A 12040-nucleotide genomic window follows, 5' to 3' on the forward strand; every position below is an offset into this window, starting at 1 on the left:
TTTTATAAATGGTTAATTATATTCTAAATCTAATACAAATTTCCAATTATCCAAGTTGACCTTTAGTTATTCTTGAATACATATTTTCAATTTATTATAATTGATTAAGTTTTATCTTAAATTGCAGGACCGAATATATTATTTACCGATCTTGGCAAACAATTAATTGAGCAGCGATGAATAAAATAAAAGCCACCATAACCATTATTATACCTGTTTTGTTAACTTTTTCCCTCAATACTAAGTTCGGTGACACTCCCCCTCTATTAAAGTTTCTTAACCCTTTTACGGGCTTCTGGCAAAATGCAGAAAGACTGGCCGCTCATAAAAATAAAAATGTTATTTTGAAGGATACCAGGCAAGATGTTCAAATTGCCTTTGACGACCGCATGATTCCCCATGTTTTCGCACAAAACGATCATGATGTCTATTATGCTCAGGGATATGTTACGGCCATGCATCGATTGTGGCAAATGGACTTTCAAACTAGATATGCTGCAGGAAGACTATCTGAAGTTGTGGGTAAAAAAGCGATCGAACTGGATCGCTATCAACGAAGAATGGGAATGGTTTATGGAGCAGAAAATTCATTAAGAGGAATGATGGCTGATCGGGAATCTAAAGAAATGATTCTTGCTTACACTGCTGGTATCAACGCGTATATACATTCTCTGTCGACTGCAGAACTGCCTCTGGAGTATAAGCTTCTGGATTTTAAACCTGAAGACTGGACTCCAATAAAATGTGCATTACTGTTAAAGCAGATGTCGGCCGTCCTGGCTATGGGCTCTAACGAGTTCTACATGACTAACATCAGAAAAAAATTCGGCACCGATGTTGTCAAAGATCTTTTTCCTGACTACCCTTTCAAAGAAGATCCTATCATCCCAGTCGGGACTAAATGGGATTTTGATCCCATGCCTATTCCGCAAGCACCTGCACCATTCGCTGACGAGACAGCGAGCAACATTAAAACCAAGGAACTGGAAGAAGGAATCGGCAGCAACAACTGGGTTTTATCAGGCAAAAAAACTGCATCTGGTTTTCCAATACTCGCTAACGACCCACACCTGGATTTATCTCTTCCTTCCATCTGGTATCAAATCCAATTACATGCACCCGGGTTAAATGCATATGGAGTTTCGCTGCCAGGTGCCCCAGGAATCATTGTCGGCTTTAACCAAAACATTGCCTGGGGAGTAACGAACGTGGCTGCAGACGTCCTGGATTTCTATCAGATTAAATTTAAAGACAATTCCCACAAAAGCTATTGGTACAATAACAAATGGAATGACACTAAGGTGCGTTATGAAAAGATTGCAGTACGTGGCGAAGGAACAGAAATAGACACTGTGTTTTACACGCACCATGGTCCTGTAGTTTATACTCAAAAACCAAAAGACTTTAGTAAAGCTTCCAATGTACCAACTGGGAATGCACTTCGATGGATCGCACATGATGAATCCAATGAACTGAAAACTTTTTATCTAATGAACAGGGGCAAAAACTACTCAGACTACCGTAAGGCTTTAACCTATTTTTCTGCACCAGCGCAGAATTTCGCATTTGCCTCTGCAGAAAATGACATCGCCATCACTGCAAATGGCCGATTCCCTTTAAAATATAAAGATCAAGGGAAATTCATATTAGACGGTACAGATCCAAAAGCAGACTGGCAGGGTTGGATCCCAGCGGTCCAAAATCCAACAGTAAAAAATCCTTCACGGGAATTTGTAAGCTCAGCAAACCAATCTTCTACAGATCAAAGTTATCCATATTACATTAACTGGGAGTTCAGTCCATATGAGCGCGGTAAGCATATCAATGACCGCCTTACTGCAATGAAAGGTGCTACAGCCGATAGTATCAGGCTAATGCAGACCGATAACTACAGCATCTTTGCTGAAAATGTGGTGTCCACTTTTATAGGTCTGGTTAATAAAGGAAATTTAAATGCCACCCAACAGGAGGCTTTATCTAAAGTGGCCGACTGGAACAAACGATATGATGCAAACGCGATTGCAGCCAGTATTTTTGACCTGTGGAATAAAAGGTTAATGTTCGACATCTGGGATGACGAATTTACGGTAGCTAATGTTCCTATGCGTTATCCTTCGAGGGATAGAACACTTCATCTTATTTTGGACGAACCGAATTCACGCTGGGTGGATAATGTAAATACACCCGTTAAAGAGACACTCAGCGATCTGGTCAATGAATCATTTAAGTGGAGTTGCGACAGTCTGGAACGTAAGTACGGATCAATAGGGAAACCTTGGGAATGGGCTAATGTTAAGCATACCAATGTGCCTCACTTGGCTAAAATTCCTGGTTTCGGGTCAAAAACATTACTGATTGGTGGAGGTAAAATGACCATAAATGCCCAGAGCGAAACAAACGGACCATCATGGCGAATGGTTGTTGAGTTAGGAAAAACTCCAAAGGGACATGGCGTTTATCCAGGTGGACAATCAGGTAATCCCGGAAGCAAATATTACGATAACATGATTGATACCTGGGCAAATGGAGAGTTATACGATCTATACTTCATGCAAAGCGCTGATGATGCCTCCGCTAAAATAATTTCGAACCTTAAAATATCTAAAAAGAAATAACATGGTGTTCCTCGTAGTAATCATCGCAGCATTTTTATTGCAAATGGTATTGCCGTGGTGGGTAATCGTTATTATTTCTTTTGCAATCTGCGGACTTATCGGCAAGACAGGTAAAATATCTTTGTGGTCGCCTTTTTTTGCAATACTGCTATTGTGGACAGGTATGGCTCTGTATAAAAGCATTCCCAACGAACACTTGCTGGCTTCAAGAGTTGGTGAAATGCTTGGGGTAAAAGCGTGGTGGCTTGTGCTGGTATTAAGTGGTGTACTTGGTGCTTTCGTCGCGGGTATTAGTGGTTTTTGTGGTTATCATTTCAGAAAAGCAGTGCTCACCAAGAAAACGACTTCCTAATTACAAGTTGTTGCGTATTTTCGAGCCGTGAATGAGTTAGCAAAGCAAGTATTTTCGATTGCAAAAAACAAAGACTTTGAAGAAATTGGATTAGCCATTTTTCGCTATCAGGCCAATAACTGTGCAGTCTACCGTGACTACATACGAAACCTGAATATTAATCTCTCAGAAGTCAGTTCGCTAAAAAAGGTACCCTACCTTCCTATATCATTTTTCAAAACTCATGATGTCTTAAGCGATGTTTTGAATAAACATCAAATTATTTTCAGTAGCTCTGGAACCACAGGTACATCACAAAGCAAACACCTCGTTACAGACCTAAGTATTTACGAACTGAGCTTCAGGAAAACATTTGAATTGTTCTACGGACCTGCTGCTAATACTTGTATTTTGGCTTTACTACCCTCCTACCTTGAAAGGGATGGTTCTTCGCTCATTTACATGATCGATGCCCTAATTAAGGATAGCAATCATCCTGACAGCGGCTACTTTTTGCACGATCATAATGACCTTAAAAGTAAACTACAAAAACAGCAACAGGCCGCGCAAAAAACAATACTGATTGGCGTAACCTATGCTTTGCTTGACTTTTTAGATAACCATAAATTAGATTTCCCTCAACTCATTGTAATGGAAACAGGGGGCATGAAAGGTAAGCGAAAAGAGATGGTACGCGAAGAGTTGCATGACATTCTTAACACAGGATTTGGGGTAACTTCGATACACAGCGAATACGGAATGACTGAACTGCTGTCTCAGGGTTACTCAAATGGAGAAGGAATATTTAACTGTCCGCCATGGATGAAAATTACTTTAAGAGACACAAATGACCCCTTATCCGCGATAGATGCACAAAAAACAGGCGGCATAAACGTCATAGACCTGGCAAATATCAACTCTTGCTCTTTTATTGCAACTCAAGATCTTGGACGCATGTATCCAGATGGTTCATTTGAAGTGCTCGGTCGTTTCGATAACTCCGATATTCGAGGCTGTAACCTGTTGATCAGTTAGTCCGCGATTATCAAATAGTAATTTTTCTTCCCTTTTTGAGCAATAATGAATTTACCACTTAATAAACTGCTTGAGGTAATCACATCAGCTGGGCTTGCCAACTTGTCTCTGTTGATAGATACACCACCTGCTTGGATCAGCTTTTTAGCCTCGCCTTTCGAGGAAAATACTGCCGACTTCTCCGCAAGCAATGTTGCCAAATCTATTCCCTCCGCTAATTCAGCTTTTGAGATCGTAAATTGTGGGATTCCTTCAAAGATTTCCAGAACCTGATCATCATTCAAGGTTTTGAAGAATTCTAATGAACCGTTGCCAAATAAGAAATCTGAAGTAGTGATAGCAGTTTGCAAAGCCTCATCAGAATGCGTTCTGACAGTGATATCCCCTGCCAATGCTTTCTGCAAAATCCTTTGATGTGGAGCCTCATTGTGTGATGCTTCCAATGTTTCAATTTCGTGCTGGGTTTTCAAAGTGAAGATTCTAATCCACTTCTTTGTATCGTCATCTGAAGCGTTCAACCAGAATTGATAGAATTTGTATGGAGATGTTTTACGAGCCTCAAGCCATACTGCACCGCTTTCTGTCTTTCCAAACTTAGTACCATCGGCCTTTTTTATCAACTGGGTAGTTAGCGCGTAAGCCGTACCAGCGTCTTTTCTTCTGATCAACTCAGTTCCCGTAACAATGTTCCCCCACTGATCAGAACCACCCATCTGGATCAGACAGTTGTGGTGCTTCCACAGGTAATAGAAATCATAGCCTTGAATTAACTGGTAGCAAAACTCAGTGAAGGATAAACCTGATTCACCTTCCAGTCTCTTTTTGACACTGTCTTTGGCCATCATGTAATTCACAGTGATGTGCTTACCAATATCTCTAATGAAAGTGAAAAGACTCATGTCTTTGAACCAGTCGGCATTATTGATCATAACAGCTCCGTTTCCAGCGTCATCAAACTTTAAAAACCTGCTGAGTTGCTTTTTCAGCTCATTAAGGTTATGCTCCACCATTTCCTCTGTCTGCAGGTTGCGCTCAGCTGACTTTCCTGATGGATCGCCAACCATACCTGTCGCCCCGCCAACCAAGGCGAAAGGCTTGTGACCAGCTCTTTGGAAATGAATTAAAGTCATGATCTGCGTAAGGTGACCAACGTGTAGTGAGTCAGCTGTGGGATCGAATCCTATATATCCGGCAGTCATGCCTTCGTTCAATTTATCCTCCGTTCCAGGCATAATATCCTGCAACATTCCGCGCCAGCGTAGCTCTTCAACAAAGTTGGTCATTGTATTTACGTTTGCGGCAAATATAGGAAAACCTTCCTTAACCAATAAAAATCGCTACTTTTAAATAATGAATTTTCTTTCCCACTACTATTTTGAGCGAGATACTACCGATGTTAATGTAATTATCGGAGTTGTATTGCCCGATTTCGTTAAGAATGCAGACAAGTATTATAATCTTTATCCCGCAAAAGAAATCCATTCGTTTAAAGATGATCTACATCAACTCAGCTTATACAAGGGCTGGAAAAGACACGTTAAAGTAGACGCCCTATTTCACTCCTCCACATTCTTTACAGCACAAACACTAATTTTAAAAAAGTTATTACTGCCAGTCATGGAGGGCAGTCTCGTGAAACCATTCTTTCTGGCCCACATTGGATTGGAGTTATTACTTGACCACCTGCTTTTAACCAATGAAGATATCAATGTTGAGCTTTTTTACGATGCTCTTAAGACTTCTGACAAGGTTGCCCTGGATCATTTCTTAAAAAATTGTGGTCTGACGAATACGACTACGTTCTTCAATTTCCTGAATGGATTTATATCAAGCAAATACCTGTTTAGCTACCATAAAATCGAAAACATTGCCTATGCCTTAAATAGAATCTGTATGCGTATATGGGACAACCCGTTCTCCCCTGAACAAGTAAAACAAATTACGCTGCAACTGGAAGCCTACAAGGAAATCCTCGCAACATCTTATTTTTCAATTTTCAATGAGATCGAACCTCAACTAAAATAACCCTTAATTTGTATCTTCGCTTTATGTCACTATTCGATGTAAAGGAGAAAATGGATGCGCTGGCTGCTGAACTCAACCAACATACCTACAACTATTATGTATTGGCAATGCCTACTATCGCTGATTATGAGTTTGATAAAAAACTCGCGACATTAAATCAGCTGGAACTGGACAACCCCGATCTGGCAGATCCAAACTCTCCGACGCAGAAAGTTGGTGGAGACATCACAAAAAACTTCGTTACCATTCCCCATCGATGGGCAATGTTGTCCTTAGGAAATACTTACAACGAGCAAGATCTAAGGGATTTCGATGAGCGTGTTAGGAAGTCCATCGGGGATGATTTCCAATATGTTTGCGAGTTAAAGTTCGACGGGCTCTCTATTAGCCTAACCTACGAGGATTCCAAACTAGTGAAGGCAGTTACCCGTGGTGATGGGAGCAAAGGTGATGACGTTACTACCAATGTAAAAACGATAAACAGTATTCCACACTGGCTAAAATCTAAAGATGTGCCTCCTTTATTCGAAATTAGAGGAGAGATCTTCATGCACCGGGCGGCTTTCGATAGATTGAACAATGAGCGTGAAGCGCTGGGTGAGGTACAGTATGCAAACCCAAGAAACTTTGCTGCAGGCACTGTTAAAATGCAGGACTCTAAAGAAGTTGCTAAACGCCCGTTGGATTGCTTTCTATATTCCTTAAATACAGACAAGAACTATTTTAAAACACATTGGGAAAGTTTACAATCTCTTAAGGACTGGGGCTTTCATATCTCCAAAGACGCAAAGCTGGTAAATGGAATAGATGATGTGCTGGATTTCATAACTTATTGGTCTGAGCATCGATTTGGATTGAGTTATGATATTGACGGCATCGTAATTAAGATTAACAGCTATGCCCAACAACAAGAACTCGGTTTCACAGCTAAATCTCCAAGATGGGCTATTTCTTATAAGTATAAAGCTCAGGAAGTAGAGACTTTACTTGAAAAAGTGACCTACCAGGTAGGTCGTACGGGAGCTGTAACTCCAGTAGCCAACCTAAAACCCATACAGCTAGCAGGCACAACTGTTAAGCGTGCAACATTACACAATGCTAACGAAATTGAACGACTGGATCTGCACGAGGGCGACAGTGTCTTTGTAGAAAAGGGCGGTGAGATCATTCCTAAAATCATCAATGTAAATCTGGACAAGCGTATAAAAGGTGCATCAAAAATAGTATATCTAACCCACTGTCCGGAATGTGGCACAAAGCTGATCCGAAAAGAAGGTGAAGTCGCTTTTTATTGCCCCAATGATGAAGGCTGCCCTCCTCAAATAGTCGGTAAGATTCAACATTTCATCGGAAGAAAAGCAATGAATATTGACGGATTAGGTAACGAGACCATCGAAACCTTTTATCAGCGCGGTCTTGTAAAACACATCAGCGACCTATATACATTGAAAGATAAGTCTGACGAGTTAAAACTTTTGGATCGTTTCGGGGACCGTTCCATAGAAAACATGCTGAATGGCATTGAGCATTCTAAACAAATGCCATTTGAAAAGGTATTGTTTGGACTAGGCATCAGATACGTAGGCGAAACTGTTGCTAAGAAACTGGCGTTTGGCGCTAAAAACATTGAGAACCTCATCAATTCGACATTGGACGAACTGACGGCGATAGAAGAGATCGGTGGCAAGATAGCAGAAAGCATTCTCGAATACTTCTCCAAACCGGAACATTTGGATCAGATTGCCAGACTAAAATCCGACGGTTTACAATTTATAACTCAGGAAAATGAAGTTGCATTAAAAAGTGATAAATTAACTGGAAAAACATTTGTAATTTCGGGCGTTTTTGAAAATTACAGCAGAGAGGAGTTGAAAGATTTGATCGAAAGTAATGGTGGTAAGATTTTGAGCGGCATATCAGTCAAATTGAACTACTTGCTCGCTGGTGAAAACATGGGGCCATCGAAATTGGATAAGGCTAAAAAACTAAATATACCGCTCATAACAGAGGGTAATTTATTTGAAATGTTGAAATAATAAACTAAAAATGAACAAATTTCATGGAACGGGTGTCGCTTTGGTTACACCATTTAAGGCAGATGGATCGGTAGATTTTGAAGGTTTGAAAAACCTGATCAACTATCTGGTCGATGGAAAGGTAGAGTACCTGGTATCCCTTGGTACAACAGGCGAAGCATCAACCCTTAATAAGGATGAGAAGAAGAAGATTTGGAAGTTTACAGCAGAAATAAACAACGGACGGCTACCATTGGTAGCAGGCATTGGGGGCAACGACACGCTTGCAATTGCAAAAGATATGAAGGAATTTGACACCGAAGGTTATCACGCTATTCTTTCGGCAAGTCCATATTACAATAAACCAACACAAGAAGGTATTTACCAACATTATAAATTGCTCAGCGAGTCTTCATCACTTCCAATATTCCTTTACAACGTCCCTGGAAGAACGGGAAGCAACATGAGTTCAGATACTACTTGCAGATTGGCCAATGACTTTAAAAACATTATTGGCATGAAAGAAGCATCGGGCAATTTTGATCAGTTCAATCAAATCATGCGTGATAAACCAAAAGAATTCCTTCTGATCTCTGGAGATGATCCGGTTGCATTGCCTATGATCTCATTGGGAGCCGTAGGAGTAATCTCTGTGATTGGAAATGCCATGCCTCAGCAATTGTCGGCCATGGTTCGTCTCTGTCTTAAGGGGGACTATGCAGCAGCCTTGCCGTTGCACTTAAATCTGATCGAATTTACAAGACTGATGTTTGCAGAGGGAAATCCTGCAGGGGCAAAAGCAGCATTAAAACATTTCGGTGTTTGTGAAGATCATTTGAGACTTCCTTTGGTGAAGGTTTCGCAATCGCTGCGTCAACAGATCATCACGGAAAGCGATAGAATTACGAATTATAACATACTATAAAAAAACCGGCCTAATGATTAGGCCGGTTTTTTTATGCTTACTCCATCGCAAACTGATTCTCTTTGTAGTACCCATTTTGGAGCTTCTCTGAAACTTCGCTGAAGGCATCCAAAGTTCTTTGGACATCTTCTAAGGTATGCATTGCTGTTGGTATCAATCGCAGCTCGATTAAGCCCTTAGGAATTACAGGATAGACAACGATTGAACAGAAGATACTGTAGTTCTCTCTCAAGTCCATAGTAAGCGCAGTAGCTTCCAATAATTCTCCTTTTAAGAAGACAGGAGTAACCATGGTATTCGTTATACCGATATCAAAGCCACGCTCCTTTAATCCTTTTTGAAGAGTAGTTGCTATGGTCCAAAGTTTCTCTCTCAATTCCGGACTATTTTTTAACAAATCCAGCCGCTTCAATAGCCCTATGACCATCGGCATAGGTAAAGCTTTTGCGAAGGTTTGAGAGCGCATATTATAACGGAAGAAATTAGTGATTTCTACACTTGATGCTACAAATGCACCGATCCCTGCCATAGATTTAGCGAATGTTCCAAAATAGACATCCACTCCCTCAATACAGTTTTGTTCTTCATGCGTACCAGCACCGGTAGGACCCATTGTTCCAAATCCATGTGCATCATCAATTAACAATCTGAATTTGAAATCGTTTTTAAGCGCAACCAATTCCTTCAGTTTACCTTGAGCACCAGACATACCGAAAACACCCTCAGTGATCACAAGAATACCGCCACCAGTTTGCTCAACTAGCTTTGTCGCTCTTTCCAACTGCTTACGGGCACTATCAATGTCATTGTGTTGGTAAACAAAACGCTTACCCATATGTAGACGCAGACCGTCGATGATACAGGCATGGGATTCACCGTCGTACACAATTACGTCATTCCTGTCAACAAGGCTATCGATGATCGAAACCATTCCCTGGTAACCAAAGTTCAATAGAAAGGCATCAGGTTTCCCTACAAATGCGGCAAGCTCTTGCTCCAGTTGCTCATGATAGTTAGAGTTTCCAGACATCATTCTGGCACCCATCGGGTAAGCCATTCCAAATTCCTCTGCACCCTGGGCATCAGCTGCTCTCACCTCAGGGTGGTTAGCCAATCCCAAATAATTATTTAAACTCCAAACCAAATGTTCTTTACCTCGAAAGTTCATGTGTGGAGCAATCTCACCCTCCAATTTCGGAAATGAGAAGTATCCATGTGACCACTTTTGATGCTGCCCGATTGGGCCCATCCGCTTCGCTAACTTTTCAAAAATATCCAATGTTATAGTATTAAGTTATTGTCCGACAAATTTAAGATTAATATGCTTGATAACCAATAATTACAAAAAAGCCTTAGCAGATCATGCTAAGGCTTTCATTTTGCAACAAATATTTTAATCGACGTTATCGTGAAGGAAAGAATTGTTAGGTCTGATCTCTGTTGAGCCATCTTCATCATTACTCAAAGTGAATCTTGAAACCTGCGATTCTGATGAATGCTGTACCTGCTGTAGGTTCATTTGTTTCCTTTTGTAGGCAGGTTCGTTTTCCAACTCTTGCAATCCATTACTGGTGCGTAATTTCATGCTAAGATCTTTTAAACGAAGAATACGTTCTTTAGATTTTTTAAGCTGATCTTCAATAGATTCATCGTTTTTATCATCATCTTCACCTACCTCAGTAAGATCCTTTTCCTGCGGCTGTGCGTCATTATTGAAGACTGCAACCGGAGTTTCAAACACAAAGTTTGTTTCCGCAACTTTTACCTCAAACTCAAAGCCTGATTCTGCAGGTAATTCTGCCTTAGCAGGTTCTTCTTCAATTAAGGCATGCTTTACAAAGGTGTTTCCCTGTTCTTCAATCGTCCTATTTTTATTGCCATTAAACAAATCACCAAAAAGATCAGACTGTTTGGTCTCATCCTTAAGCTTCATCACGGGCTCCATGCTATCTACAGAATCGGGCTTAGGAGCCATGAAAGAGTTTACAGGTTCAATAGGTCTAACCAATGGAGCTTCTTCAGGTGTGAGCAAAGAAATCTTTTTAACGTTTTTCTTGTCTTCATCACGCTGCTCAGTGGTTTGGAAACCAGTAGCGATGATAGTCACCGAAAGTTTATCTCCCAAGTTCTCATCAATACAGTTACCCCAAATTAAATCAGCAGATAATCCCGCTTTTTCCTGAATATAATCTGTAATTATAGTCACCTCATCCATTGTTACTTCGCGTAAACCTGAACTGATATTTAGAAGAATGTACCTAGCACCTTCAATCTCATTGTCTTTCAACAAAGGAGAAGCTAAGGCACCTTCAACGGCGTTCAGCGCACGATTTTCCCCATCACAGGCAAAACTACCCATGATAGATACACCACTGTCCTTCATCACCGTACGTACATCTTTAAAATCAACATTGATGTAACCGGGAACAGTAATGATCTCTGCAATACCTTTAGCAGCAGTTGTTAAGATATCATCCGCCTGTGCAAATGCTGAACCTAAAGTAAGGTTACCAAAGATCTCTCTCAACCTGTCGTTAGAAATAACAAGATAAGAGTCAACATATTTCTTTAGCTCATCCAAACCATCGTTAGCCTGCATCTTACGTCTCTTTCCTTCAAACGCAAAAGGCGTAGTAATGATAGCTACGGTAAGGATGTCTAGTTCCTTCGCAGCTTTGGCAATGATCGGACTGGCACCTGTTCCGGTACCACCGCCCATTCCTGCAGTAATGAATAACATTTTTGTAGTACTACCAAGCATCTGCTTGATGTCATCAATATTTTCAATAGCTGAATTTTTACCAACTTCAGGGATTGATCCAGCACCCATACCTTCAGTTAAACTGGCACCCAACTGAACTTTATTAGGAATCGGACTAAACTCTAACGCCTGAGCATCGGTATTACAAATGATAAAATCAACACCTGTAATTCCCTGACGGTACATATGGTTTACCGCATTACCTCCACCGCCACCAACACCAATTACTTTGATGATTGACGACTTATCTTTTAACATTTCGAACTGCATATCTTTATGAATCAGTTATTTAAAAATTAGTTTTACCTGTTCATCCACCTATGTAATATTAAC

Annotated in this window: 9 protein-coding genes; 6 read left to right on the forward strand and 3 right to left on the reverse strand. The window is 40.6% G+C overall.

Features of this window, described 5'->3' with window-relative positions; translation table 11 throughout:
• Positions 1-176 precede the first annotated feature (176 nt).
• The 3 genes from ACHFIZ_RS12295 to ACHFIZ_RS12305 are packed head-to-tail and all read left to right on the forward strand — an operon-like array spanning position 177 to position 3981.
• The gene (locus ACHFIZ_RS12295) at positions 177-2615 is read left to right on the forward strand and encodes a penicillin acylase family protein (RefSeq protein ID WP_410886236.1); all 2439 of its coding nucleotides are present in this window, start codon (positions 177-179) and stop codon (positions 2613-2615) included.
• Between the two features lies 1 nt (position 2616).
• Positions 2617-2967 (forward strand): hypothetical protein, encoded by a 351-nt coding sequence (locus ACHFIZ_RS12300; protein ID WP_410886238.1) that lies wholly within the window; start codon positions 2617-2619, stop codon positions 2965-2967.
• A gap of 27 nt (positions 2968-2994) precedes the next feature.
• Positions 2995-3981, forward strand: coding sequence for an acyl transferase (locus tag ACHFIZ_RS12305; RefSeq protein ID WP_410886240.1), 987 nt, complete (start codon positions 2995-2997; stop codon positions 3979-3981).
• Here ACHFIZ_RS12305 and tyrS read toward each other — a convergent pair.
• Entirely contained in the window at positions 3978-5264 is a 1287-nt protein-coding gene (gene tyrS, locus ACHFIZ_RS12310; RefSeq protein WP_410886242.1) for a tyrosine--tRNA ligase, read from the reverse strand. The genes ACHFIZ_RS12305 and tyrS overlap by 4 nt on opposite strands.
• Before the next feature lie 67 nt (positions 5265-5331).
• Here tyrS and ACHFIZ_RS12315 point away from each other — a divergent pair, with 67 nt between their 5' ends.
• Genes ACHFIZ_RS12315 through dapA form a run of 3 tightly spaced genes read left to right on the forward strand, consistent with a single transcriptional unit; the run spans position 5332 to position 8946 of the window.
• Positions 5332-6006: a hypothetical protein gene (locus tag ACHFIZ_RS12315; protein ID WP_410886244.1), complete on the forward strand. Its 675-nt coding sequence runs from the start codon at positions 5332-5334 to the stop codon at positions 6004-6006.
• A 23-nt stretch (positions 6007-6029) separates the two neighbouring features.
• Positions 6030-8042 (forward strand): NAD-dependent DNA ligase LigA, encoded by a 2013-nt coding sequence (gene ligA, locus ACHFIZ_RS12320; protein WP_410886246.1) that lies wholly within the window; start codon positions 6030-6032, stop codon positions 8040-8042.
• Between the two features lie 10 nt (positions 8043-8052).
• Positions 8053-8946 (forward strand): 4-hydroxy-tetrahydrodipicolinate synthase, encoded by an 894-nt coding sequence (gene dapA, locus ACHFIZ_RS12325; RefSeq protein WP_410886248.1) that lies wholly within the window; start codon positions 8053-8055, stop codon positions 8944-8946.
• A gap of 37 nt (positions 8947-8983) precedes the next feature.
• Here dapA and ACHFIZ_RS12330 read toward each other — a convergent pair whose 3' ends face one another.
• Together ACHFIZ_RS12330 and ftsZ are read right to left on the reverse strand one after the other, a co-directional pair.
• Positions 8984-10225, reverse strand: coding sequence for an aminotransferase class I/II-fold pyridoxal phosphate-dependent enzyme (locus ACHFIZ_RS12330; RefSeq protein WP_410886250.1), 1242 nt, complete (start codon positions 10223-10225; stop codon positions 8984-8986).
• Positions 10226-10339: 114 nt separating this feature from the next.
• Positions 10340-11977: a cell division protein FtsZ gene (gene ftsZ / locus ACHFIZ_RS12335; protein ID WP_410886252.1), complete on the reverse strand. Its 1638-nt coding sequence runs from the start codon at positions 11975-11977 to the stop codon at positions 10340-10342.
• Between the last annotated feature and the right edge of the window lie 63 nt (positions 11978-12040).

This window comes from Pedobacter sp. JCM 36344 (assembly GCF_046546555.1).
Classification (GTDB): domain Bacteria; phylum Bacteroidota; class Bacteroidia; order Sphingobacteriales; family Sphingobacteriaceae; genus Pedobacter.